The 25,030-nt window shown below is 72.3% G+C and carries 23 protein-coding genes; 14 read left to right on the top strand and 9 right to left on the bottom strand.

All coding sequences use genetic code 11. The annotated features are described in order from the left end of the window. Positions 1-58 precede the first annotated feature (58 nt). Genes ACZ6N8_RS17565 through ACZ6N8_RS17580 form a run of 4 tightly spaced genes read left to right on the top strand, consistent with a single transcriptional unit; the run spans position 59 to position 3,139 of the window. A complete protein-coding gene (locus ACZ6N8_RS17565) occupies positions 59-475 on the top strand; it encodes a TOBE domain-containing protein (protein ID WP_466011071.1) in 417 nt (138 codons plus the stop codon). Next, a complete protein-coding gene (gene modA, locus ACZ6N8_RS17570) occupies positions 472-1,263 on the top strand; it encodes a molybdate ABC transporter substrate-binding protein (RefSeq protein WP_466011073.1) in 792 nt (263 codons plus the stop codon). Before ACZ6N8_RS17565 ends, modA begins: the two co-directional genes overlap by 4 nt. Continuing rightward, on the top strand, positions 1,260-2,075 hold the full coding sequence (locus tag ACZ6N8_RS17575; RefSeq protein ID WP_466011075.1) for an ABC transporter permease: 816 nt from the start codon (positions 1,260-1,262) through the stop codon (positions 2,073-2,075). Before modA ends, ACZ6N8_RS17575 begins: the two co-directional genes overlap by 4 nt. Beyond that, positions 2,072-3,139, top strand: coding sequence for an ABC transporter ATP-binding protein (locus tag ACZ6N8_RS17580; protein ID WP_466011076.1), 1,068 nt, complete (start codon positions 2,072-2,074; stop codon positions 3,137-3,139). Before ACZ6N8_RS17575 ends, ACZ6N8_RS17580 begins: the two co-directional genes overlap by 4 nt. 18 nt (positions 3,140-3,157) lie before the next feature. Here the strand turns inward: ACZ6N8_RS17580 and ACZ6N8_RS17585 are convergent, their stop codons facing one another. The 4 genes from ACZ6N8_RS17585 to ACZ6N8_RS17600 form a co-directional block, all read right to left on the bottom strand. Continuing rightward, on the bottom strand, positions 3,158-3,571 hold the full coding sequence (locus ACZ6N8_RS17585) for a type II toxin-antitoxin system Phd/YefM family antitoxin (protein WP_466011078.1): 414 nt from the start codon (positions 3,569-3,571) through the stop codon (positions 3,158-3,160). Between the two features lie 42 nt (positions 3,572-3,613). Next, the gene (locus ACZ6N8_RS17590; RefSeq protein ID WP_466011080.1) at positions 3,614-4,186 is read right to left on the bottom strand and encodes a GNAT family N-acetyltransferase; all 573 of its coding nucleotides are present in this window, start codon (positions 4,184-4,186) and stop codon (positions 3,614-3,616) included. 82 nt (positions 4,187-4,268) lie between these two features. Next, positions 4,269-4,709 carry an EVE domain-containing protein gene (locus ACZ6N8_RS17595; protein WP_364364328.1) on the bottom strand — a complete coding sequence of 147 codons (441 nt, stop codon included), beginning with the start codon at positions 4,707-4,709 and terminating at the stop codon, positions 4,269-4,271. Positions 4,710-4,742: 33 nt separating this feature from the next. Further along, complete coding sequence (locus tag ACZ6N8_RS17600) at positions 4,743-5,969, bottom strand: hypothetical protein (protein WP_466011082.1); 1,227 nt, start codon at positions 5,967-5,969, stop codon at positions 4,743-4,745. Positions 5,970-6,138: 169 nt separating this feature from the next. On the opposite strand from ACZ6N8_RS17600, the gene ACZ6N8_RS17605 reads away from it, so the two are divergent. After that, on the top strand, positions 6,139-7,698 hold the full coding sequence (locus ACZ6N8_RS17605) for an NAD(P)/FAD-dependent oxidoreductase (protein ID WP_466011083.1): 1,560 nt from the start codon (positions 6,139-6,141) through the stop codon (positions 7,696-7,698). Positions 7,699-7,724: 26 nt separating this feature from the next. Here ACZ6N8_RS17605 and ACZ6N8_RS17610 read toward each other — a convergent pair whose 3' ends face one another. After that, positions 7,725-8,666 carry an epimerase gene (locus ACZ6N8_RS17610; RefSeq protein WP_466011085.1) on the bottom strand — a complete coding sequence of 314 codons (942 nt, stop codon included), beginning with the start codon at positions 8,664-8,666 and terminating at the stop codon, positions 7,725-7,727. 199 nt (positions 8,667-8,865) lie between these two features. Between ACZ6N8_RS17610 and ACZ6N8_RS17615 the strand changes: the two genes are divergently transcribed. Genes ACZ6N8_RS17615 through ACZ6N8_RS17625 form a run of 3 tightly spaced genes read left to right on the top strand, consistent with a single transcriptional unit; the run spans position 8,866 to position 10,465 of the window. Further along, a complete protein-coding gene (locus tag ACZ6N8_RS17615; protein ID WP_466011086.1) occupies positions 8,866-9,252 on the top strand; it encodes a YciI family protein in 387 nt (128 codons plus the stop codon). After that, positions 9,252-9,884: a sigma factor-like helix-turn-helix DNA-binding protein gene (locus ACZ6N8_RS17620; RefSeq protein ID WP_466011087.1), complete on the top strand. Its 633-nt coding sequence runs from the start codon at positions 9,252-9,254 to the stop codon at positions 9,882-9,884. The genes ACZ6N8_RS17615 and ACZ6N8_RS17620 overlap by 1 nt, the downstream gene beginning before the upstream one ends. Before the next feature lie 5 nt (positions 9,885-9,889). Further along, positions 9,890-10,465, top strand: a complete 576-nt coding sequence (locus tag ACZ6N8_RS17625) for a DUF6596 domain-containing protein (protein ID WP_466011088.1) — start codon at positions 9,890-9,892, stop codon at positions 10,463-10,465. Positions 10,466-10,469: 4 nt separating this feature from the next. Here the strand turns inward: ACZ6N8_RS17625 and ACZ6N8_RS17630 are convergent, their stop codons facing one another. Then, complete coding sequence (locus ACZ6N8_RS17630) at positions 10,470-11,312, bottom strand: hypothetical protein (RefSeq protein WP_466011090.1); 843 nt, start codon at positions 11,310-11,312, stop codon at positions 10,470-10,472. Between the two features lie 121 nt (positions 11,313-11,433). Next, positions 11,434-12,681: an MFS transporter gene (locus tag ACZ6N8_RS17635; protein ID WP_466011091.1), complete on the bottom strand. Its 1,248-nt coding sequence runs from the start codon at positions 12,679-12,681 to the stop codon at positions 11,434-11,436. 123 nt (positions 12,682-12,804) lie between these two features. Here ACZ6N8_RS17635 and ACZ6N8_RS17640 point away from each other — a divergent pair, with 123 nt between their 5' ends. Then, on the top strand, positions 12,805-13,767 hold the full coding sequence (locus tag ACZ6N8_RS17640; protein ID WP_466011093.1) for a LysR family transcriptional regulator: 963 nt from the start codon (positions 12,805-12,807) through the stop codon (positions 13,765-13,767). Between the two features lies 1 nt (position 13,768). Here ACZ6N8_RS17640 and ACZ6N8_RS17645 read toward each other — a convergent pair whose 3' ends face one another. Beyond that, a complete protein-coding gene (locus tag ACZ6N8_RS17645; RefSeq protein ID WP_466011094.1) occupies positions 13,769-14,491 on the bottom strand; it encodes a TetR/AcrR family transcriptional regulator in 723 nt (240 codons plus the stop codon). 28 nt (positions 14,492-14,519) lie between these two features. Between ACZ6N8_RS17645 and ACZ6N8_RS17650 the strand changes: the two genes are divergently transcribed. The 5 genes from ACZ6N8_RS17650 to ACZ6N8_RS17670 all read left to right on the top strand — a co-directional run bounded on the left by ACZ6N8_RS17650 (position 14,520) and on the right by ACZ6N8_RS17670 (position 21,865). Then, positions 14,520-15,644 (top strand): FAD-dependent oxidoreductase, encoded by a 1,125-nt coding sequence (locus ACZ6N8_RS17650; protein WP_466011096.1) that lies wholly within the window; start codon positions 14,520-14,522, stop codon positions 15,642-15,644. 433 nt (positions 15,645-16,077) lie between these two features. Continuing rightward, on the top strand, positions 16,078-16,743 hold the full coding sequence (locus tag ACZ6N8_RS17655; protein WP_466011098.1) for a nucleoside/nucleotide kinase family protein: 666 nt from the start codon (positions 16,078-16,080) through the stop codon (positions 16,741-16,743). Positions 16,744-16,795: 52 nt separating this feature from the next. Further along, complete coding sequence (locus tag ACZ6N8_RS17660) at positions 16,796-17,389, top strand: GNAT family N-acetyltransferase (RefSeq protein ID WP_466011099.1); 594 nt, start codon at positions 16,796-16,798, stop codon at positions 17,387-17,389. A gap of 125 nt (positions 17,390-17,514) precedes the next feature. Continuing rightward, positions 17,515-20,979: a ThuA domain-containing protein gene (locus ACZ6N8_RS17665; protein ID WP_466011100.1), complete on the top strand. Its 3,465-nt coding sequence runs from the start codon at positions 17,515-17,517 to the stop codon at positions 20,977-20,979. A gap of 109 nt (positions 20,980-21,088) precedes the next feature. Further along, positions 21,089-21,865 carry a hypothetical protein gene (locus ACZ6N8_RS17670; protein ID WP_466011102.1) on the top strand — a complete coding sequence of 259 codons (777 nt, stop codon included), beginning with the start codon at positions 21,089-21,091 and terminating at the stop codon, positions 21,863-21,865. A 48-nt stretch (positions 21,866-21,913) separates the two neighbouring features. Here ACZ6N8_RS17670 and ACZ6N8_RS17675 read toward each other — a convergent pair whose 3' ends face one another. Beyond that, entirely contained in the window at positions 21,914-24,973 is a 3,060-nt protein-coding gene (locus ACZ6N8_RS17675) for a S8 family serine peptidase (RefSeq protein ID WP_466011104.1), read from the bottom strand. Between the last annotated feature and the right edge of the window lie 57 nt (positions 24,974-25,030).

The following is a 25,030-nucleotide window of genomic DNA, read 5'->3' on the forward strand; positions in this document are numbered from 1 at the left end:
GTGGATGCGGCTCGACCGGGCCTCAGGCCCTCGCGGATGCGAGGGCTAAGGTGGGCCGGTGACGACTTTCCGGATCGGCGCGGCGGCCGAGTTGCTCGGCGTCAGCGCCGACACGATCCGCCGCTGGGTGGACGCGGGGCGGCTGCCCGCCGGGCGCGACGGCCACGGTCATCGGATCATCGAGGGCGTCGATCTGGCCGCCTTCGCCCGCGCCCAGGCAGCCGACCCGGGCGCGGGCGCCGGGTTCTCCTCCGCCCGCAACCGGCTGCGCGGCATCGTCGTGGACGTCCGTAAGGACACGGTGATGGCCCAGGTCGACATCCAGGCCGGCCCGTTCCGGGTGGTGTCGTTGATGAGCCGGGAGGCCGTCGACGACCTGGACCTGCGGGTGGGGTCGGTGGCGGTCGCGGTCATCAAGTCGACCACCGTGCTTGTGGAGCGGGCCGCCCCGGCCAGGCCGGGGGTCGGGGAATGACCGGGCCGGGTGGGCGGACGCTCCTGGCCGCCGTGGCGGCGTTCGCCGTGCTGGCGGCGGTCGGCTGCGGCGGTGGCGACGACCCGGGGGCCGACGGAGCGGACGGTCGGGTCACCGGCGCGGTGACGGTGTTCGCCGCCGCGTCGCTGACGGAGTCGTTCACCCGGATCGGCAGGGACTTCGAGGCCGCCAATCCGGGCACCACGGTCACCCTCAACCTGGCCGGCAGTTCCGCCCTGGCCAACCAGATCAACCAGGGCGCGCCGGCGGACGTCTTCGCCTCGGCCGCGCCGAGGAACATGACGACGGTGACCGAGGCCGGCAACGCCGACGGCACTCCGGGCGTCTTCGCGCGCAACCAACTGGTGATCGCGGTGCCCCGGGGCAACCCGGCCGGGGTCACCGGGCTGGCCGACCTGACCCGCCCGGGGGTGAAGGTGGCGCTCTGCGCCGGCCAGGTGCCCTGCGGCGCGGCGGCGCGGTCGGCCTTCGACGCGGCAGGCGTCGCGCTGACCCCGGTGACCCTGGAGCAGGACGTCAGGGGCGCGCTGGCCAAGGTGAAGCTCGGTGAGGTCGACGCGGCCCTGGTCTACCGCACGGACGCGCGGGCGGCGAGCGCCGACGTGACTGGTGTCGAGTTTCCCGAGTCGGCGCGGGCGGTCAACGACTATCCCATCGTCGCGCTGAAGGACGCGCCGAACCGGGCCGGCGCCCGCGCCTTCGTCGCGTACGTCCGCTCGGCGTCGGCCCAGGCGGTCCTCGCCGAGGCCGGCTTCCAGGCGCCGTGAGTCGGGCCCTCGGCACCGCCGTGCCCCGGCGGCGGGGACGCGTTCCGGCGGCGTTGCTGATCCCGGCCGGGTTGGGGTTGCTCTTTCTCGTCCTGCCGCTGACCGGGCTGGTGCTCCGGGCGCCGTGGACGACGTTGCCGCAGCGGCTCACCGAGCCGGGCGCCCTGACCGCGCTGCGGTTGTCGGTGCAGACCGCGACGCTGGCCACCGCGTTCTGCCTGCTGCTCGGGGTGCCACTGGCGTGGCTGCTGGCGCGGGTCGAGTTCCCCGGCCGGCGGTTGGTCCGCGCTCTGGTCACCGTGCCGCTGGTGCTGCCGCCCGTGGTGGGTGGCGTGGCGCTGCTGCTGGTCTTCGGCAGGCGCGGGCTGCTCGGTGGCTGGCTGGACGTCACGTTCGGCGTCACGCTGCCGTTCACCACCGCCGGTGTGGTGCTTGCCGAGTCGTTCGTCGCCATGCCGTTCCTGGTCATCGCGGTGGAGGGTGCGCTCCGGGCGGCGGACCACCGCTACGAGGAGGCGGCGGCCACGCTGGGCGCCGGCCGGTGGACCACCTTCACCCATGTCACGCTGCCGCTGGTGGCGCCGGGGCTGGCCGCCGGGGCGGTGCTCTGCTGGGCGCGGGCGCTCGGCGAGTTCGGCGCCACCATCACCTTCGCCGGCAACTATCCCGGTCGGACGCAGACCATGCCGCTCGCCGTGTACCTGGCGTTGGAGACCGACCTGGAGTCCGCGATCGTGCTCAGCCTGGTGCTGCTCGTCGTGTCGGTGGGCATCCTGGTGGCCCTGCGGGACCGCTGGATGACAAGCGCATGAGCAGTCCGCTGCTGGACGCCCGGATCATCGTCGACCGGGGCGCCTTCCGGCTCGACGTCCCGCTGCGGGTGGCGCCCGGCGAGGTGGTCGCGCTGCTCGGCCCGAACGGCGCAGGCAAGACCACAGCGCTGCGCGCGCTGGCCGGGCTGCACCCCCTCTCGGCCGGGCACGTCACGCTCGACGGCACCGACCTGGACCGGCCGGCGACCGGCGGCTGGGTGCCCACCGAACGGCGATCGGTGGGCGTGGTCTTCCAGGACTACCTGCTGTTTCCGCACCTGAGCGCACTCGACAACGTGGCCTTCGGGCCGCGCCGGCACGGCGTCGACAGACGCGCCGCGCGGGCCACCGCCCGGGACTGGCTGGATCGGGTGGGGTTGGCCGATCAGGCGTCGCGTCGGCCCCGGCAGCTGTCCGGCGGTCAGGCGCAGCGGGTGGCGTTGGCCCGCGCGCTGGCCGTGGCGCCGGCGTTGCTGCTGCTGGACGAACCGCTCGCGGCGCTGGACGCCCGCACCCGGTTGGACACCCGCGCGGAACTGCACAGGCACCTGGCCGCGCACCCGGGTGCGACGGTGCTGGTCACCCACGATCCGCTCGACGCGCTCGCGCTGGCCGACCGGCTGGTCATCGTGGAGGGGGGACGGGTGGTGCAGGAGGGTGACGGGCCGAGCGTCACGGCCCGTCCGCGTACGGACTACGTCGCTCGACTCGTCGGGTTGAACCTCTACCGGGGGCTTGCCGACGGGCACGAGGTACGCGTCGCGCCGGATCTGACGCTCGCCGTCGCGGACCGGTTGGCGGGCGAGGCGTTCGTGGCGTTCCGTCCGGCGTCGGTGGCCCTGCATCGGGCCCGGCCCGAGGGCAGCCCTCGCAACACCTGGGCAGGCACCGTCGTCGGCGTGCAGCGGCACGGCGACAACGTGCGGGTGCAGCTGGACGGGCCGATCGGGGTGGCCGCGGACGTGACGCCGGCGGCCGCCGCCCAGCTACGGCTGGCCCCCGGTCAGCGGGTCTGGGCGGCGCTCAAGGCGACCGAGACGCACGCCTACCCGGCCACCGCCTGACGGCGGGACGGACGCCTGTCAGTCGGCGAGCAGGTCGTTGTGCGCGGCGCGCAGCCGGGCCAGCGCCGGGTCGCTGCCGGGGACGACCCGACGGTCCAGCTCGGCCCACACCTCGGCGAGCGCGGTGCGGACCGCGCCCAGCTCGGCGGCGTGCCGCTGGCTGCTGCGGCGGTGCTGCTCGTCGAGGCGGCGGGCCCAACCGGCGGTGACCGCGGCGAGGCGGTCGGCGTCGGCGCGGGCCTGTGCGCCGCTGCGGGCGGCTGCGGCGGGAACGATCGCGGCGACCGGGCGGGGATCGCCGTCGCGGGTGACGACGGTTACCGCGTCGGTCAGCTCGGCCAGCGCGACGAGCTGACCGAACCGGGTGCGCGCCTCACGCAGCGGCACGGAACGCGGCGGGTCGGGGTGTGGGGTGAGCGCGGGGACGGCCATGGATGCATGGTGCCGCGCGGGTACGACAGAAATTCGCTGTCGTCAGTGGACGGTGGGTGACGAGCCGGTGGGCGCGGCCAGCCATTCGTCCGCCAGCACCGACCAGACCTCCAGGTCGATGCGTCCCCGCGGGCCCGGGTACAGCTGGCGCAGCGTGCCGTCCAGGCGCAGGCCGAGCCGGCCGGCGAGGGCCTTGCTGCGGGTGTTGTCGGCGTTGGTACGCCACTCCACGCGCTGGATGCCGCGCTCGCGGACCGCCCAGTCGATGATCCGGCGGACCGCCGGCGCGACGATGCCCCTGCCCTGCGCCGTCGGCTCCACCCAGCAGCCGACCTCGCAGACCCCCAGGGTCGCGTCGAACGAGACGAACATGACGCCACCGACAAGTGTGCCGCGCCACCACAGGCCCCAGATGCCGCCGCTGTCGTTGGCCCAGCGCTCGGCGTACCGCTGCAACACCGCACGGGCCGACGGCAGGTCGGTGGCGACGAAGGAGGACGCGACCCACGGGCTGATGTGCTCGCGAGCCCGGTCCAGGTTGGCGAGGAACTCCTCGGCCCGCCACGGGTCCAGCGGGCGCAGTTCGACGTCCTCGGTCAGCGGCAGGGCGAACACCGGGCCTCCCCCGAAGGTGCGTGTGCGACGACGGGTAGCAGGCTCGCACAGGGGCGGAGGTCGGGTGCCAGCCGGGGCGGTCTCAGGCCGGCAGGTGGGTACGCAGGGCGGCGAACTGGGCAACTGTCAGGTACGACGGGTTGGCGGCCTGCGGCTGGCGGAACACCTCCAGGGCGGCGAGCCGGTCGTCGGCGCGCAGCAGCGCCCGGGGCACCCGGTCCCGTTCGGCGAGGATGGGCAGCTCCAGTGGCACCGACCACTGCTGCCCCGGTGGGCCCGGCTCGGCCTCCCCGGTGACCCGGCCGACGCCCCACACCCCGTACGGCAGTCGGCCGCGGCTGCCGCTGGCCCAGAAGACCACCGGCTGCCCGGCGCGCATCAGGCGGGCCCGGTAGCCGGGGCGTACGCACCAGCTCGTCACCAGGGGATCGCGGGCGAACCGGCCGGTGAGGTCGACCAGGTCGGCGTTGCCCTTGATCAGCCAGGCGCCCAGGTCGTCGAGGCGCACCCGTGGCTCGGTCATCCGCTCATCCTGCCCGCCCGGCGGCGGTCCCAATCAGATGATCATGTGGGTCCAGTAGGTGAGCCAGAGGACGAACAGCGCGCCCTGCGTCACGGCGAGCGCCGCGGACAGCCACACGTCGACGCCGGCGCGGCGGGACCAGCGGGCCAGCACCAGGGCCACCGGAAAGACTGCCAGCAGGTACCGCAGCAGGCTCTTGTAGACCGCCGGACCCATCGACAGCGGCACCAGCACCATGAGGACGCCGTACACCAGGTAGGCCAGCTCCCGGCGGCGGAAGCCGGCGGCCAGCACGGCCAGCACGGCCACGGCGAACCACACCCGCGCGGCGTCGCGTGGCTCCCCGGCCAGGCCGTCGAGCAGCACCGGCACCGGGTTCTGCACCTCGATCCCCCACCCGGTCTGCTGGGCGTGCTGGTAGGCGAACCAGTCCCCGCCCCGCCACCGGCAGTACGCCATGAAGGTGAACCATCCGGCGGGCAGCAGCAGCAACGGCCAGCCGGTCCGCAGGTAGCCGAGCAGTGCGCGCGGGCCGAGCCGCCAGTCGTGCTGGCGCAGCAGCACCAGGGCCAGCGGCAGCGCGACGAGCAGGCCGACCGACCGGCTCATCGCCAGGAAGTAGCCGAGCACACCGACGAGCAGCCACTGTCGCCGTTCGGCGTGGTAGAAGGCGGCCAGCGCGAGACAGACGAACAGCGACTCGGTGAGCGCGGCCTGGAACAGGAATGCGGTGGGCAGCAGCACCAGGTACCTGGTGAACCGGCGGGCCGCGTCCACGTCGCCGAGCAGCAGCTCGGCCAACCGGTAGCCGTAGGCGAGGGCCAGCAGGAACGCGACGTTGCTGATCAGCAGCAGGGCCAGGGCGTTGTCGCCGCCGAGCAGCGCGCCTACCGGCCGGGCCAGGAACGGGTACAGCAGCGGGAAGCCGAAATCCCGCCACGGCCCGGTCAGTGGCAGCTCGCTCAGCCGCAGGTAGAGCAGCGCGTCCCAGGCGAACCAGAAGGAGATCCACCGGTGCCCGGAGATCTCCCGCTGCTGTGCCCACATCAGCGCCTCGTCGGCGGGTGGTGCGCCGGGAATGCCGTCCCAGGCGTGCAGCACCAGCAGCCCGAGCAGCGTGAGCAGCAGCTTCGCGCCGACGAACAGTGCGATCACGTACGGCCAGGGCTGCGGGACGCGGCGGGCGAGCCGCGCCCCGGCCCGCCCGGTGCCGGCCAGCCGGGAGGCCAGCGCCGCCGCGCCACGTCGCCACCCGCGCATCCGCCCCGCTTCCCCCGACCCACCCGCCGCGTGGGGGTGCCGCCCTTGTTGTTGTACGCCGCCGCGCACCCCGCCGGAGCGGAAACACCACGACCCCGAGGTGACATTCCGGGCAGAACGGGTACGCGCCGCGCCTCAACCATCGCAGGTGATCAGGGAGTACGGCGGCATGAGCGAGCAGCACGGCACGGTGGTCATCGGTGCGGGGCCGGCGGGGCTCACGGCGGCGTACGAGCTGCTGCGGCACGGCCGGTCGGTCCAGGTGTTCGAGGCGGACGAGGTGGTCGGCGGCATCAGCCGGACCGTGGAGCGCGACGGGTGGCGCTTCGACATCGGCGGGCACCGGTTCTTCACGAAGGTGCCCCGGGTCGAGGCGTTCTGGCACGAGATCCTGCCGGACGAGGACTTCCTGACCCGGCCCCGGATGAGCCGGATCTTCTACCGGGGCGCGCTGTTCAACTACCCGCTCAGCGCGATGAACGCGCTGCGCAACCTGGGACTGCCGGAGGCGGTCCGCTGCCTCGGCTCGTACGCGCGGGCCCGGCTGCGCCCGCCGAAGGACCAGTCGCACTTCGAGGGCTGGGTGTCGGCCCGGTTCGGGTGGCGGCTGTACTCGATCTTCTTCAAGACGTACACGGAGAAGGTCTGGGGGATGCCCGCGGACCGCTTGCAGGCCGACTGGGCCGCGCAGCGGATCAAGAATCTGTCGCTTGCCACGGCGATCCGCAACGCGCTGCTGCCCGGTGGCCGCCGCACCGACGTGACAAGCCTGATCGAGGAGTTTCAGTACCCGAAGTACGGGCCCGGGATGATGTGGGAACGCTGCGCCGAACAGGTCCGCAAGCGCGGCGGGCACCTGTCGACAGGCACCTGGGTGACAGCCGTGCACCGCGACCCGGAGCGGCGGCGGGCGATAAGCGTGACTGTCGACGGGGCGGGCGGGCAGCGCACCGAGCCGGCCGACCACGTGATCTCGTCCATGCCGATCTCGGAGCTGGTGACCGCGCTGCGCCCACCGGCGCCGCCGGAGGTGCTGGCCTGCGCCGCCGACCTGCGCTACCGCGACTTCCTGACCGTCGCGCTCGTGGTGCCCGCGGAGTTCTCCTTCCCCGACAACTGGATCTACGTGCACGACCCGGGGGTACGGGTGGGACGGATCCAGAACTTCGGGTCCTGGTCGCCGTACCTCGTCAAGGACGGCCGCACCTGCCTGGGCCTGGAGTACTTCGTGTTCGAGGACGACGAGATGTGGCGTACCCCGGATGCCGACCTCGTGGCGCTGGCCACCGCGGAGCTGGAGCGGTTGGGTCTGGTCCGGCCCGGCGTGGTGGAGGCCGGCTACGTCGTGCGCATGCCGAAGGCCTACCCGGTGTACGACGAGAGCTACCAGCACAACGTGGACGTGATTCGCGCGTGGCTGGCCGAGGCGGTGCCGAACGTGCACCCGGTGGGCCGCAACGGCATGCACCGCTACAACAACCAGGACCATTCGATGCTGACCGCGATGCTCACGGCGGAGAACATCGCCACCGGCAGTACGCACGACGTGTGGTCGGTGAACGTGGAGCAGGACTACCACGAGCAGTCGTCCGGCGGCGACGGCCGGCGCGGCACGGGCCGGGACGCGCCGGTGCTGCCCAGCCGGATCGTCGCCGCCCCGATCACCGCCCCCGAGGGCGTACGCCCCGCCGGCGACGGCGGCCGGTCGGCGCAGGTGCCGCTGGCCTGACAGGGGCCTCGGCGATCGACTCGCGGTCAGCCTCGCCGGCGCCGTGCCGCCAGGTCCGTCGCCGCGGCCGGCCATCGCGGATGGTCGAAGGCGAACCCGGCGTCGGAGAGCCGAGCCGGGGCGACCCGCCGGCTCTTGAACAGCAGTTCGGTGTCCGACCGGAGCACGAACGCGCCCACCTCGGCCATCCACCTGGTGGCCGGCAGGCCGACCGGCACCCGCCACGCCGAGCGCAGCGCCCGCATGAACTCGCCCTGCGGCAACGCGCCGGGGGCGGCGAGGTTCACCGCGCCGCTCAGGTCGTCGCGGTCGATCAGGAACTCCACGGCCCGGACGAAGTCGTGGTCGTGGATCCACGAGACGTACTGCCGGCCGCCCGCCACCGGTCCGCCGAGTCCGAGTCGGGCGAGCCAGCTCAGCACGTCGAACACCCCACCCCGGCCGGGGCTCATCACCATGGCCGAGCGCAACGCGACCTTCCGCGTGTCGGGGGTCGCCGCCCGCTCCTGCGCGGCCTCCCAGTTCTGGGCGATCTCGACGCTGTAGCCCCAGTAGCCGGGCACCCCGTCCTCGCCACCGCCGATCAGACCGTCGTACTCGTCGTTCGCCGCGTCGAAGCGGTGGGCGTAGATCGTCGCGGTGCTCATCTGCAACCACACCCGGGGTGGCCGGGCCGCCGCGGCGATGGCCTCGCCCACCACCCGTGTCGACTCGACCCGCGAGCGCATCATGGCGTCGAGGTTCGCCGGCGTGTACCGGCAGCTCACACTGCGCCCGGCCAGGTTGATGACCACATCGCTGCCGTCGATCTGCCGGGCCCATCCGCCGAGCGTGGAGCCGTCCCACCGAACCTGACGCCCACCCCTCGGTGAACGGGTCAACAGCACCACATCGTGCCCCGCCCCGGTCAACGCCCGATCGAGGATCGTGCCGACCTGACCGGTGCCACCGGGAATGACGATCTTCACGGTCCCTCCCCATTGGAGACGCCATTTGAACACGTTCAACATCGCCTCCAAGGGTACGCCCGGACCGCCCGGGCCGTGGTCCCGAGGAGCGGCCGCCTCGCGACGAGAGGTTTCCGGGGCGTCGTGTCGATCCGCGGCCCGCCCATTCGACGTACGGTGCGAGGGCTGAGAGGCAGTCCCGCCGGACGAGGAGAACGTGATGCCGAAATTCATGCTGATCATGCGGGGCACCGACGAGTCGAACGCGGCGGTGATGGCGTCGATCGACGAGGCGATGGCCACGACCGGCCGGTACATCGAAGAGATGATCAAAGCGGACGTCCTGCTGGCGGCCGAGGGGCTGGACGACCCGGCCCGGGGCGTCGTTGTCGACTTCAGCGGCGAGACCCCGGCGGTCACCGACGGGCCGTACGGAGAGACAAGGGAACTGTTCGGCGGCTACTTCCTGCTCGACGTCGCCTCCCAGCAGGAGGCGGTCGACTGGGCCCGACGGTTCCCGGCGATCCGCGGGACCAAGCTCGAGGTCCGTCGGGTGGCCGAGGCCGACGAGGTGCCGCGGCTCAACGAGAGCAACGGCCAGGTCTGATGGGTACGGCCGACGTCGAGGCCGTCTGGCGGGCCGAGTCGGCGCGGATCGTCGCCGCGCTGACCCGGTTCACCGGCGACTTCGGCCTTGCCGAGGACGCGGCCCAGGAGGCGGTAGCCGACGCGCTGGTGTCCTGGCCGGTGGCCGCTCCGGCCAATCCGGCCGGCTGGCTGATGGCCACGGCCCGCCGCCGGGCGATCGACGCGATCCGTCGCCGGACCGCCCTGCGGGACCGATACGCACTGCTGGCGGCCGACCCGGCGGTCGACGACGACATCGACCCGGACCGGATCGACGACGACGTCCTAGCCCTGATGTTCGTCAGCTGCCACCCGGTGCTCTCCCGCGACGCCCGGGTGGCGCTGACCCTGCGCGTGGTCGGCGGCCTCTCCAGCGAGGAGATCGCCCGGGCATTCCTCGTGCCGGTGCCCACCGTGCAGGCCCGCATCACGCGAGGCAAGAAGACCATCGCGGCGGCCGGCGTGCCGTTCGAACCGCCGGCCGCTGGCGAGCGCCGGCAACGCTTGGGCGGCGTGCTCAGCGTCCTGTACGTGATCTTCACCGAGGGGTCGACTGCCACATCGGGCGACCACCTGCTGCGCCCGACCTCGCGTCCGAGGCGATCCGGCTGACGCGCATGCTTGCCGCCCTCCAGCCGGACGAGCCGGAGGTGCACGGCCTGCTCGCGCTGTGCGAGCTGACGGCCGCTCGCTTCCCGGCCCGGACCGCCCCGGACGGCTCGGCGATCCTGCTGGAGGACCAGGATCGCCGACTGTGGGACGTCGGGGCGATCCGCCGTGGGCTGGCCATGCTGGCCAGGGCGTCGACCCGCGGTCTCGGCCCGTACGGCCTGCAGGCCGCGATCGCCGCCACCCACGCGTCGGCACCCTCGGCCGAGGCGACCGACTGGGACCGGATCGTGGCGCTCTACGAGGCGCTCGGTCGAGTCGCGCCCTCGCCGGTGGTCGAGCTCAACCGGGCGGTCGCGGTGGCGATGGCCTCTCATCCGGCGTCCGCCCTGGCCATCGTGGACGAGTTGATCGCCGCGGACCGGCTCCCCGGTTCGCATCTGGTTCCGACGGTACGCGGGGAACTGCTGGTCCGGCTCGGGCGGCAACCGGAGGCGCGCGCCGAACTGGAGCTGGCGGCCCGGCTCTGCGCCAACCAGCGCGAACGCTCGGTGCTGCTGCGCAAGGTGGCCGCGCTGGAGTGACAGGTCAGCGGGGTCCGGGGCCCTCCATCGGCCAGTCCCCGTGACGCAGGTGCGTGCAGTAAGCGACTGTGGCGTCGTCCGCGACCTGAGCGCCGGGATCCTGGGCTTCGGCCTGCCGGACGCGGGCGATGACGCCGGCCGGCCCGTCGGCGCGCAGCAGTTCCAGGAGGCCGGGCCAGTCGGTGAGGCCGTACGGGTCGACGATGCGGCTGGCGCCGTTGCTGACAAGCGCCACGCCGTCCAGGTCGGTGAGGGAGCTGCTGCCGGTCACCGCCTCCCGCGCGGCACGCCTGTCGTCCTTCGCGATCCAGTAACCACCTGGCCTGTTGCGCCGCGCCCGCACCGCGGCGACGCAGGAGGCGTGGACGCGGTCGTACTCAGGTGTTCCCGGCGCGACGCCGTCCAGGGGTGCCGCGCAGTCGCGCCTGGCGACCACCTCGCGCTCGTCGGTGATCACCAGCGGGCCGACGCGGGAGTGGTCGAGGACGAGGAAGGAGTCCGCGAGCAGGAGATGGTCCAGACGTCCCCGGTGGACGCGGACCAGCGCGACTGTGGACTGCGGGCTGGCGGGGTCCGCGATGTCGCAGGTGTCGGCATGCTCGGCGGCGGTCTCGCCGATGGCGGCGGCGAGGATGACCGCGAGGTCGCGCCCGTCGTCGCGGGACAGATGGCCGAGCAGCGTGCCGCCGAGGCGACGCGTGTACCAGACGACGCCGTGGGAGCAGAGCGCTTCGGCGCCCGGGATGCCGGCGCCGTCCAACAGCACGACAGCGCCCGGAACTGCACCGACGAAGTCCTCGTTCGGCCGGCCGGCCCTACCGGCGCTCGTCGCCAGGCTGACGCGCACCCGTGGCCTCCTCGGTTCGCAGGGGCAGGGAGGTCGACGCCCCGAGCAGCGACGTGTGCCGGGAAGGGGTCGTCACGTCCGACATCTGCACAGTCTGCGGCACCCGGGGCGTCGCCGTGGGTCAGGCGACCTGGACGTCCCGGGCGGGCGAGGCCGGCTCGGGCGCGGACCACTGTGTCCGTCCGGGCAGCAGGAGCGGGGTGGCGAGCAGCAGGACGCCGGACATGGTGATGGCGGCGAGCGGGCTGGTGAGGGTGGCCAGGACACCCCAGACCACCATGAGGACGGCCTGTAGGAGCTTGCCGGTGGCGCTCCAGGTGCTGAGGATCCGGGCGGTGTGGTCGGCGGGAATGCGGTGCAGGCGTTCGGTGGCGGAGATCAGGTTGAAGATGCCCATGCAGGTGATCAGCAGGCCCTCGACGAGGATCACTGTGACGAGGCCGGTGATGCCGGGGCCGACGAACGCCAGACCGAGTGGGAAGAGCGACCGCAGCCAACCGGAAACGATCATGACCCGGTGCCGGCCGTGGCGGGCCACCAGACGCGCGGACAGCCGCGCGCCCACGAAGCCGCCGAGCGCCGGAACGCCGAAGGCGAGACCGTACTGCCAGGCCGGGACGTGGTACTCGCCCAGCAGGAGGACGGCCAGCAGTGGCGCGGTGCCCATGATGAGGCCACCGACCAGGATCGAGTTGAGGAACAGGCCCCGCAGGACGCGGTCGCCGAGGATGAACCGCCAGCCCCGCAGGAGGTCGACGGCGCGCAGCCGGGTGACCCGGTCCCGGGGCGCCGCGACGTCGCCTCCGCCGACGCGTCCGACCGCGATCGCGGACAGCAGGTAGCTCAGGGCGTCGGCCAGGACGGTGACGACAGGTCCGAGCAGCCCGACGAGCGCACCACCGAGGGGCGGACCGGCAGCGGTCGCCACCCAGCTCGTGCCCTCGAAGCGACCGTTCGCCACCAGGAGGTGGTCGCGGCGGACGAGGTGTTTCAGGTACGCGCCGGACGCGGCGGCGAAGGCGATGCCCGCCGTCCCGGAGATGACCGAGACGACAAGCAGGTGGCCGTAGGAGAGCAGACCCAGGGCGTACGCGACAGGCACGCTGGCCATCGCGGCGAACCGGATCAGGTCCATCGCGATCATCACCGGCCGTTTGGCCCGGTGCTCGACCCACGGCCCGAGCGCGACGGCGACGGTCGCCGAGACGGCGAGCCCGGCCGCGTCCAGGAGCGACACGGCGAACGCCGGCGAGCCCAGCACGTTCACCGCGATCAGCGGGAACGCTCCGAAGGCGATCCACGTGCCGTAGGTGCTGACCGCGTACGCCGACCACAGCCACCCGAAGTCGGGGCCCAACCGCACGCGCATGCGACCCCCTCGCCACAACCGATGTCCGGACCTGCGCAGCACACCTGGCGCACCCGCCGCCGGTCAAACAACCGCCAGGCGGGCGAGCCACAACCACCGGTTGTGCGTTCGCATAATGGGCAGGTGGATACCGAGGGGGTGCGGTCGTTCGTCCGCGCGGCGGAACTCGGGCAACTACGACACGCCGCCGACGAGCTGGGCGTGACGCAGCAGGCCGTGTCGAAGCGGATAGCCGCTCTCGAACGCGAACTCGGCGTGCGGCTGTTCACGCGTACCGCCCGAGGGGTCGAGCTGACGCTCGACGGCCAGGCTTTCCTCGCGCACGCCCGGGCCGTCGTGGCGGGGGCCGACCGCGCCGTCGCCGCGATCCGGCCGGGCTCGAGGGCCCTGCGGATCGACGTTCTCGGCCTGCGGTCCGCGCAGGCCGTGGTCCTGCACGACTTCTGGCGCGCGCACCCGGAAACCGCCCTCGACGTGGTGACCCTGCGCGTCGACGACCCGCGCGCGGCGGTCGCCGCGGTCCAGGCCGGCGAGGTCGACGCGTCGTTCCGCTCGGTGACCGACAGGGCCACGCTGCCGCGCGACGTACGGATGATCCACGCGTTCGACTCCCCGCTGGAACTCCTCGTCGGCCCGCGACACCCGCTCGCCTCCGCACGGACGCTGACACCCGCCCAGCTGCGCCGGCACCGGATCTGGGTGCCCGGTATCGCGCCGCGAAGCGAGTGGGCGGACTTCTACGATCAGCTCGTCACCCACTTCGACCTGCGCGTCGACGCCGCCGGGCCGCACTTCGGCGACGAGGTGCTCCTGGACGTCCTCGCGGACTCCGCCGACGTGGCGACCCTCGTCGGCTCGCGCGACAGGTACCTCTGGCCGACGAACCACGACCTGCGCCGCATCCCCGTCGTGGGCCCGACGCTCGCCTACCCGCTCTCGCTCCTCCTTCCCCGGGCGACTCCGCACCCGGGCCTGCGGGCGGTCATCGAACACCTGCGGAGCCTGTCGCCGCTTCCCGCGCACGCCTGGCGTCCGTCCTGGGCGGCGACGCCCGGCACGCCCGAGCACGGCGGCGCCGGCTCGTAGGTCACGCGCGGCGACCGCCGGTGATGCCGTCCAGGACGGTGGTCAGGTTGTGGCTGAAGGTCTCCTCGGCATCGAGGTGGGCGCCGTCGACGACGAGCCGGGCGACGGTGGGGTATCTGCCGGTGTCCAGCATGCGGGTGAGGTACGGGCCGAGGCTGGCCTGCCAGGCGGCCTCGTCGGTGCCCGTGGAACGGGCGGTGCGACGCTCGGTGACCTCCCTGCGGACGGCTCCGATGAGGAAGGCGTTGAGGGCGCCCAGAGCCCGCTGAAGCCCGTCGATGCCGTGCACGCCGGGCGACCTGCTCAGTGCCGCCGCGGTCGCCTCGCCCACGGCGAGCGCGTGAGGACCCAGATGCGGCCGTGCGCCGAGCAGGTCGGAGAACCACTCGTGGTCGAGGGCGGCGCGGCGGGTCGCGTGGGCGATGGCCAGCACCGTGGCCCGCCACTCCTGGTGCTGGTCGACCTCGGCGATCCGGGCGTAGACGACGTCCACCATGAGATCGAGCAGCTCGGACCTGTTGAGCACGTAGTCGTACAGCCGCATCGGCCCGACCCCGAGTTCTTTGGCGATCTTGCGGATCGACAGCCCGTCGAGGCCGTGCGCGTCGGCGAGCCGGATCGCCGCCGCGGCGATCTTCTCGCGGCTCAGCGGCACAGGCACCGCCCGCGGCTGGGGCTCGGGCCGTTCCCAGACGGGCAACGCACTACCGTACGGTGTATCCACCAATACAGTGTACGGCAAGGGGACGAACATGCGAATCGCGATCGCCGGTGGCGGCGTGGGCGGGCTGACGTTGGCGCGGGTCCTGCACCGCCACGGCATCGGCTCGGTGGTGTACGAGCGCGACGCGGGCCGGTCCGCCCGGTCGCAGGGCGGCACGCTCGACCTGCACCCGGAGTCCGGGCAACGGGCCCTGGCCGAGGCGGGTCTCGCCGACCGGTTCCGGTCGCAGGCGCGGCCCGAAGGCGAGGAGCACCGCATCCTCGACCCGAACGGTCACACCCTGGTGCACCACGAGCCGCAACCTGGCTCGTTCTCCGGGCGTCCCGAGATCGACCGCAGCGCGCTGCGTGACCTCCTGCTCGACTCCCTCCCGGACGACACGGTCGTCTGGCGGCGCCGGCTCGTCGCGGCGACCCCGCGACCGTCCGGAGGCTGGGAACTGGCCTTCGAGGGCGGCCACCGGAGCCACTGCGACATCCTCGTCGGCGCGGACGGCGCACGCTCGATCGTCCGACCACTGCTCGCCGACGTCGAGATGTCCCCAGTGGCCACCATCGTGGAGCTGACCGTCAACGACGTGGACCGGCGCCACCCGGCTCTCGCCGAGCTGGTCGGCCCCGGAAACCTGTGGTGCGTCGGCGTGAACCAGATCCTCTCCGCGCAGCGCCTCGGCGACGGCAGCCTCCGCGTCGGGATCTCGCTGCGCGCGGACGACCACCCCGTCGACACCCTCCGCGACAAGCCCGCTCTGCTCGACATCTTCGCCGGCTGGAACCCCCGCCTCACCGCGCTCATCGAGGCAGCCGACAGCCCGCCGACGCCGCGCCTGATCGAGGCGATGCCCGTCGACACGCGCTGGTCCAGCCGGCCGGGCGTCACACTCGTCGGCGACGCCGCGCACCTCATGGCGCCTGTCGGCGAGGGCGCCAACCAGGCCATGCTCGACGCCGCCGAACTGACCGGCCACCTCGCCGCGAACCCTGCCGACCCGGACGCGGCCATCCGGACGTACGAGGACGCGATGTTCGCCAGGATCCACCCGATCGCCGAGATGTCCGCCCGGGTGCAGGCGATGATGCTGTCCCCCACCGCGGCGGACGACATCGTCCGCTTCTTCACGCGCCGGCCCGCCGAACCGGCGTCCACGACCTGAGGCACCGTGCCGCCGGACGCACGGCCCGCCCTCCCGTACGCGAGGTAACAGGTTCCCCCTCCAAGGGGATCGATAGTCGTCCCGAATCGCCGACCGTTGAGGCATCGCAGGGCCGCGACACCGCGGCCGGATCGGGAGGACGAACATGCGCAGAACACTCGGATGAGCAATGGTCGCGGCGACTGTCATCGCGGTGGCGGGAGCACCGGCCGGGGCCGCCGACCGCAGCCCGGCACGGCTGACCGGGTCGGCGGAGTTCGCCCGGCGGGGCGAGAGGATCGCCCCGCCGTGGCGTCACGCGGGCCGGTCCGGGCTGCGGACGTAGGGTGCCTCCCGCCCGCGGCGGGTTCGACTCCCCCACCGGAGGAATGGGCCGCCGCGCATAAGGTCGGATGGACACGGCGTCCCTTCGCCAGACAAGGACGGGCAGGAGATGGAGCACGGCACCCGCGACGAGATGCTGCGCCGCCTCGCCGACGCGGTCGGAAGCGTCGCGGTCGCCCACCCGACGCGGGTCGCCGTCGACGGACCGCCAGCGACAGGCAAGACCACCCTCGCCGACGAGCTGGCAGTCGTCCTGCGGGAACGGGGCCGCGACGTCATCCGGGCGACAGTCGACGATTTCCTCTTCCCCAGGGCGCAGCGCTATCCGCGCGGCGAGTACTCGGCCGAGGGCTGCTACCACGACACCCACGACCGCGACGCGCTGAACCGGGTCCTGCTCGACCCGCTCGGCCCCGGCGGAGACCGGCGCTTCCAACCCGCTGTCTACGACCACACGACGGACGGCGTCCTGTCCCCGCCGGTCACGACCGCCCCCGCCGACGCCGTTCTGCTCTTCGACGGCGTCTTCCTCCTGCGCCCGGAACTGATCGACAGGTGGGACCTGCGGGTCTTCGTGTCGACCACGCTCGACAGGACAGTTGAGCGCGCGCTGGTCCGGGAGCGCCGGCCCGACGTCGAACGGCGCTGGCGCGAGCGCTACATCCCCTCCCAACAGCTCTACTTCGCCACGGCCCGCCCGACCGATCACGCCGACATCGTCGTGCACAACGACGAGCCCCAACGGCCGGCCTGGGAGATCCGAGCAGACTCCTGACGGCCCGATAATCGGGCGTCCCGCAGGGGCGCGTCGGCTAGCGTGCCGCCTCATGGAGAACACCGCCGTACGCACCGAACGCCTGGAGCTCCGTCCGGTGCGGGACGAGGACGTCGACCGGATCCTGGAGTACCGCAATCTGCCGCAGGTCACGCGCTGGCTACTCCGTACGCGGGTCGACCCGGCAGCCTTCCGCGCGGCATGGCAACGCGCGGCCGCGGACCCCGACGACCACAGCATGGCGGTCACGCTCGACGGTGCGGTGATCGGAACGGTCTCGCTCGACGTCGTCGACGGCATGGGTCAGCCCGGCATGCCGCAGCGGACCGAGGCCCAGCTCGGCTACATCTTCGATCCCGCCTACGGCGGCCACGGCTACGCGACCGAGGCGGTCACCGCGATGGTGGCGCACGCGTTCGGCCGGCTGGGCGTCCGGAGGATCACCGCCGGCTGCTTCGCGGACAACCTCGCCTCGGTGCGCATCCTGGAGAAGGTCGGCATGCGTCGTGAGCAGCACGGCGTCGGCGATTCCTGGCACGCCGAGCGGGGCTGGGTGGACGGTTACACCTACGGCCTCCTCGCCGAGACCTGGCGTCGGGAGACGACACCGGGGCACGACGACGCCCGGGCGGAAACTGTGGAATAGGTCGGGACCCGAGCCAGGAAAACGCTTACCACGGCCCTATTGACGGTTGTCACTGGCTGTCAGTACCGTGATGCGGGCAGCGAGAAAGCGCTTTCCGACCCTCACCGTCCGACAGGGAGCGCCCCATGCCCCGACACCTCCGCGCGTTCGGCCTCATCCTGATCGCCATCGCCGCCGTGGTGAGCACCACCACCGCCCTGCCCGCCGAGGCCGCCCCGCGCTTCCGGGTGCTGGTCTTCTCCAAGATCACGAACTTCTACCACGACTCGATCCCGGCCGGCGTGGCCGCGATCCAGCAACTAGGCGCCGCCAACAACTTCGAGGTGGTCGCCACCACCGACGCGGGCGCGTTCACCGACGCCAACCTCGCCACCTTCGACGCCCTGGTCTTCAACAACACCAACTCCACCCCCGCCTCCGGCGACCTGCTCAACGCCAGCCAGCGCGCGGCGTTGCAGACGTTCATCCGCAACGGCGGTGGCTGGGCCGGCCTGCACGCCGCCTCGGCAAGCGAACGCGACTGGCAGTGGTACGAGGGCCTGGTCGGCACGATCTTCGACTACCACCCCGACTTCTCCGCCACCGGCGGCACCTTCCCCGGCCGGGTCAAGGTGCTCGACCGGGCGCACCCCTCCACCCGTAACCTGCCGGAACTCTGGGAGCAGAGCGAGGAGTGGTACAACTGGCGGACCAACCCGACAGGCAACGTGCACACCCTCGCGCAGATCAAGGTGCGCGACGGGATCAACGGCCTGGACGAGGGCGTCGACCACGCGTACTCCTGGTGCCAGCGCTACGACGGCGGCCGGTCCTGGTTCACGGCCGGCGGTCACGCCAGCTCCCAGTTCACCTCGGCACCATTCCTGGAGCACCTGCGCTACGGCATCGAGTGGGCCGCCGGCGCGGTCGCCGGCGACTGCTCGGCCACCAAGACTGGCAACTTCGAGCGGGTGGGGCTGGTCACCGAGAACCTGGCCGACCCGTTCGAGCTGGCCGTCGCCCCGGACCGGAAGGTCTACTACATCCAGCGCACCGGCGCGTTGAAGGTCGTCAACTCCGACACCCTCCAGGTCACCACGCTGCTGGACCTCGCGTACACCTCGGCGATGACCGACCAGTCCGACGGACTGCTCGGCATGACCCTGGACCGCACCTTCGCCAGCAACGGCTGGATCTACCTGCTCTGGTCGGACAAGACCCTCAAACAGCTCAACCTGTCCCGGTTCACCGTCGCCAACAACAGCGTCGCGTTCTCCTCGGAGAAGCGCCTGCTGGCCATCCCCACCTACCGGGGCGAGGGCCGGGCCAACTCGCACATGGGCGGGTCAGTGGCCATGGACGCGGCCGGTCGGCTCTACGCCGCGATCGGCGACAACACCGACCCGTTCGCCTCCAGCGGTTACACACCTGTCGACGAGCGCGCCGGCCGGGCCGCCTGGGACGCCCAGGGCACCGCCGCCAACACCAACGACCTGCGCGGCAAGATCCTGCGGATCACCCCGCAGGCCGACGGTACGTACACCATCCCGAGCGGCAACCTCTTCCCCGCCGGCACCGCGAGGACCCGCCCGGAGATCTACGCGATGGGCATGCGCAACCCGTTCCGGATCACCATCGAGCCGCAGACCAACGCCGTGCTGGTCGCCGACTACGGGCCGGACGCCCGCGCCGCCGACCCCAACCGTGGTCCGGAGGGGACCGTCGAGTTCAACCGGATCACCGCCGCCGGCAACTACGGCTGGCCGTACTGCGTGGGCAACAACATCCCGTTCAACGACTACAACTTCGCCACCAGCACCTCGGGGCCGAAGTTCACCTGCGCGGCACCGGTCAACAACTCCCCCAACAACACGGGTCTGACGAACCTGCCGGCGTCGAAGTCGGCACTGGTCTGGTACGCGTACTCCGCCTCCACCCAGTTCCCCGAGGTGGGAACGGGCGGCGGTGGTCCGATGAGCGGCCCGGTCTACGACTACGACCCGGCGAACACCCGCACCACCAAGTTCCCCGAGTACTTCGAGGGCAAGTGGATCACGTACGAGCTGACCCGCAGGTGGTTCAAGACACTCTCGATCCACCGGACGGCGCAGACCTTCGGTAACGCGCGCTTCGGTCCCACCGCCGTCGGCGATCTCCAGTCGATCAACGGGATCTTCGACACCATGAGCTGGATCCAGCCCTTCGAGGCCGAGTTCGGGCCGGACGGGTCGCTCTACGTCATCGACTTCGGTGAGGGCACCGGCAGCGGGCGCGGCGGCAGCAACGCCGGTGCGGGCATCTACCGCATCGACTACGTGGCCAACGGCAGGCCGCCGAGCGTCAAGATGGTCGCCACCCCGGACAGCGGACGCACGCCGCTGACCGTGGCCTTCTCCTCGGCCGGGTCGTCCGCCGGCGACGGATCGACGCTCAGCTACGCCTGGGACTTCACGAACGACGGCGCCACCGACTCCACGGCGGCCAACCCGAGCCACACCTACACCACCGCCGGACGGCACACCGCCCGTCTGACCGTGCGCAACAGCGGCAACGGGTTGACCGCCACCACTGTCACCGACGTGGTGGTCGGCAACACCCGGCCCACGGTGACCCTCACCGTGCCCGACGGCGGGTTCTTCGACTTCGGCGACAAGATCCCGTACACGGTGACTGTCGCCGACCCGGAGGAGACCACAATCGACTGCTCCAGGGTGACGGTGCAGACGCAGCTCGGCCACGACTCACACGCCCACCCGCTGGACGTCTACACGGGCTGCTCGGGCCTGCTCGCCACCGAGGCGGACGCCGGCGACGGGCACGGGCCGGGACAGAACCTCTACACCCTGATCACCGCGCAGTACACCGACGGGGGCGCGGCCGGCGGCGTACCGGCTCTGACCGGCTCGACCCGCGTACGGTTGCAGCCCAAGAGCAAGGAGGCCGAGCACTTCAGCGGCCAGTCCGGCCTGGTCGTGAACGACAGGGCCACCGCCCGCGCCGGCAAGCGGCTCGGCGACGTCGACCACAACGACTGGGTGTCGTACGGGCCGGTGGACCTGCGCAACATCGGTTCGGTGACGCTCGGGCTGACCAACGGTGGGCTCGGCGGCACCATCGAGCTGCGGGCCGGCTCGCCCACCGGGACGCTAATCGGCTCGGCCGCCGTCGGTTCCACCGGCGGGTGGGACAACCTGGCCTCGCCGACTGTGACGCTTACCAACAAACCCGCAGGCACGACCACCCTGTACGCCACCTTCGTCAACACCGCCCAGGTCGGCGGCACACCTGACCTGCTCTCGCTGGACTGGCTGCGCTTCAACGGCGCCGGCGTCAAACAGGAGCCCGGCGGGACGCTGTCCCTGGCCGCCAGCCCGGCCAGCGGCACCGCGCCGCTGACCACCACACTCACCGCCACCGCGACAGCGCCGTCCGGGCAGAGCATCACCGACTACGCGTGGGACTTCGGCGACAACAGCGCCATCACGCACAGCGCGACGCTGCGGTCGACGAGTCACAGTTACCCCCGCAAGGGCACCTACACCGCCCGGGTCACGACCACCTACACCAGCGGAGAGACCCGCTCGATCAACCTGACCGTCACTGTCACCTGACCACGGGACGGTGACGGGCGGGCGGTCGTCCGCCCGCCCGTCACCGTCGTGTACGCGTTTCCGTTGGGCGGGCGGGGGGCACTGGTCGGGCAGAGGCGAGGGGGAAATGATGAGCCGGCACACACCGCCACCGACCATCCGAGCGCCGCGGGTGCTCGCCATCGTCCTGCCGTTGCTCGGCACCGTCACGCTGGGCAGTGCGTGCACGGCGGGCGACGCGGGGACCGACGTGGTGTCGTCGACCTCGTCGCCGACGACAGCGACGACGGCGACGGCCACCCCGAGCCAGGCGGACCAGCCATCCGCGAGCCCCGGCGCGCCGACGACCATCCCGACGTCGGCCTTCGTCGAGCTGCCCGCCGAGCTGCGCAAGTCGCCCCGGCGCACGACGCCCGTCGCCGAGGCCCTACCGAAGCTGTGCGGCAACGAGTTCGGCACCGGCGGCCGGCAGGTCACCGCGAGCGCGGCGATGACCGTCACCTACAAGAAGGCCGGCGAGCCGGACACCAACGTGCCGCAGGGCATGATCCACCAGACCATCTTCACCTTCGACGGCGACGGCGCCGTGGCCTACCTGCAACGCCTCCGCGACGCGGTGAAGGCGTGCCCCTCGTACGACCAGGGCGGCAACCCGGTAGCGGTCAAGAGCCAGGTGTTGCCGGGTGTCGGTGACGACGCGTTGCTGGTGTCCCGCGCGTGGGCGGAGACGAGCCTCAACGGCGAGCTGACCGGCGGTGACGCCTCCAGCCAGATCGCCGTGGCCCGGGTCGACGGAGTCGTCACCGTGTTCGACGACCAGGGCTGGGAAGGCAGCAGCGGCAACCCCGCCATCCTGGACCGCACCGTGCGCGACGGTGTGAAGAGCATCGACGCCTGGCAGCGCTGACGAACGCGGGGCGGTGCCCGACGGCACCGCCCCGCGCCTTCTCATGTACTACTGCCAGGCACTCTGCTGGGTGGAGACGAGGTTGCCGGGAATGACAGTGCCGTTGGTGCGCCACTCGGTGTACGCCCAGAAGTCGCCCTCGGCCAGCGGCCCGTTCGGCTTCAACGTGAAGTTGACGCTCTGACCGCGCTCCGTCGTCGACGGTAGCGTCAACGTGGCGGGCGAATACGTGGCGTTGCGACCGATGATGGTGTGCCGCAGTTCGAAGTCGACGACCGGGCCACCGGGCACCTGCGCGAACACGTACGCGGTGTAGCGCCCCGGCTCGGGCAGGAACTTGTACGCCTGCTCCAGGCTGGTCCAGTACCTGTCACTGCTGTAGACCAGGGTGTCGCCCTTGTAGAGGTACAGGTCGAGGTTCGTGTTCGGGTCTTCGGTGTCGGCCTCGACGATGATGCCTGCGGTGTTCGCCGGCACGGTGAAGTCGACAGTCTTCACGCCGGAGGCACTCGGGTCGAACACGCCGCCGTAGACGCCTGCCGGCATCGAGTACGACGTGCGCCGCACCGGCGTGTAGCCGGTGCTGCGACCCGCGAGCGGCCCGGTGAAGCCCGGCTGGATCATGCCGAAGGAGCCGCTTGTCATCCGGCCGAACTCCTCGCCGTCGTCCCCGTACGGCCGGGGGCTGATCCCCCACGGGCGGGCGGCGACCGGGATCCGGGCGTTGTGCGCCTTGCCCTTCCAGGTGATCGACCCGGTCACGTACCTGTCGAAGGGCGCGCTCCCCCGGCGCAGCGTGATGGTCACCGTGGCGGACCTGCCCGGCGCCAGCGTCACCGACGCGGGCGTGACGGTGACCTTCATGCCGGCCAGGCCGGACACCGACGACCGGTACGTCTCCCGCTCCCTGCCCACGTTGGTCAGGGTGCGGGTGACGGTCACCGGACGGGTCCCGTCGTACTCGCGCAGCGAGATGGCCGGCAGGTTGAGTTCCTTGCCGTCGGGTGCGGCCGTCTCGCTGAACTCGGTCAGCTCCGCCGCCGTCGGCTCGATGACCAGTCCGGGGTCCTTGGCCCGGGCGAGGTTGATGAAGCCGCTGCCCTGGTCCAGGGGACTGCTGGTGCCGACGGTGTCGGAGGCGGTGGTCCGCAGCGCCGAGGCGACCGCGCCCGGCGACCACTCCGGGTGCGTGGCGCGCAGGATCGCCGCCGCGCCGGCCACGTACGGCGAGGCCATCGAGGTGCCCGAGTACGCGTCGTACTGCCGCCCGAAGTTGCCCGCCGGTGACACCGCGGCGATGATGTCCGACCCCGGCGCGACCAGGTCCGGCTTGAAGACGCCGAAGGTCACCTTGTCCGGTCCGGTGGAGGAGAAGTCCGCGACGCTCGGTACGCCCGGAACGCTGGAGCCGTCACCGCCGCTGCGCAGGGACACCGTCGCGTCGGCGGGGTGGCGCATCAGGTAGTTGAACAGGGCGCCGGCCTGCTTCTCGGTCGGCAGGTACACCACCGGGAAGTTGTAGATCGAGTTGACCCGGTAGTTGCCGACCGGGTCGAACAGCACCATCGCGGCGCCGCCCTTCTCCTTGACCTCGGCGGCGGAGGCGAACGTGTCGGACAGCGCGCAGGCGACCACCCTGCCCTTGATCTTGGCGGGGTCGAGGCTGCCCGGTTCGCAGTACACCGCGCCCAGATCCGGTGATCCGGCCCGCTCGCCGAAGACCATCGCGCGCGAGGCGCCACCGGGCAACGCGTCAAGCGAGCCACCGACCAGCTTCGTGCCGTCACCCAGCCTGACCGTCGCCTCGTCGAGGTGCGTCACCGCCGCGCCGACAGTGGTCACCCAGGGCGCCGCGTTGCTGATGGCACCGCTCACGATGCCTGTGTTCCCGGCCGACGCCGCCACGAAGACCCCGGACAGGGTGGCGTTGAGGAAGGCGATGCCGATGGGGGTGTTCGCCTCCCAGTCGCCGAGCTGCGAGCCGATCGAGAAGTTCAGGACCTGCACGCCGTCGGCGACGGCGGCGTCGATGCCGGCGATGATGTCGGCGTCGTAGCCCATACCGCCCCAGAGCACCTTGTAGACGGCGATCTGGGCGTCCGGTGCCACCCCGGAGATCGGGTCGAAGCGCCGGCCGTCGATGGTGACGTCCGAGATCGGCAGACCGGCAGCCGTGGACGCGGTGTGCGTACCGTGCCCGGCCATGTCGCGGGCGGACAGCACCTCGCCCTCGGGTACGGAGCCGCCGCCGGCGAGCCACGTGTCGGCGAAGTACCGGGCACCGACGATCTTGCCGTTGCAGTGCTCGGCCACGAACGCGACGCCGGTCTGGCAGGTGCCGCGCCAGCCGGCGGGGGCGGGCATCTTCCTGGCGAACGACGCGCTCTCCGGCCAGATGCCGGTGTCCAGGACGCCGATCACCATGCCCGCACCGGTGGCGGGGCCGGGCTTGGCCGGCTTGGCCGTGCCCTCGGCCGTCGTCGGGTCTGCCCCGACCGTGGTGGCGGGGGCCGAGGTGCCGGGGGCAGCAGCGAGTGGCGCCTTCGAGCGGGTGCCGAGGGCCTGCGCGGCGGTGACGGCACGGACACGCTTGTCCGCCCGCAACGCGGTCGCCTGCCGGGCTGTCAGCTTCGCCGAGAACCCGTTGAAGGCGGTGGTGTACGCGGCCTTGACCTGGACACCTGCCGCGCCGGCGACGGCGGTCCGCTGGGCGTCGAGGTGTCGGCGGTACGCCTGCGACGGCCCCGACGTGACGTCCAGGCGGTTGCCGGGCTCCGGCCGGGTCCGCGTCAGCCCCGAGGTCCCGCCGACGTACGTGGTGAGTGGTTCCTCGGCCAGTTGGACGACGTACACGCCCGTTCCGGTCGCGTCTACGGCGGCCTTCGGGCTGTCCGCGCGCTCGCTGTCGGGGCGGCGGTCCGCCCCGTCGGTCAGGGTGACCTTCCGGTCGGACCCGCCGGAGAAGTAGCCCACGCCGTTGTGGGGCGGCCCGTCTCCGGAGGCCGCCGATACCGGTCCCGCTACACCGGTTGTGCCGGTGATCATGGCGACGACCAGCGCCGGTAGCGCCAGTCTTCGCAGCCTGTTCCCGCTCGTGCCGTTAGCCACGAGGCTCCTTCCGCCTGCTCCCTGTGGAGCTGCCCTCATCGATCGCGATCCGCCAGT

The organism is Micromonospora sp. NPDC047521 (assembly GCF_055587305.1).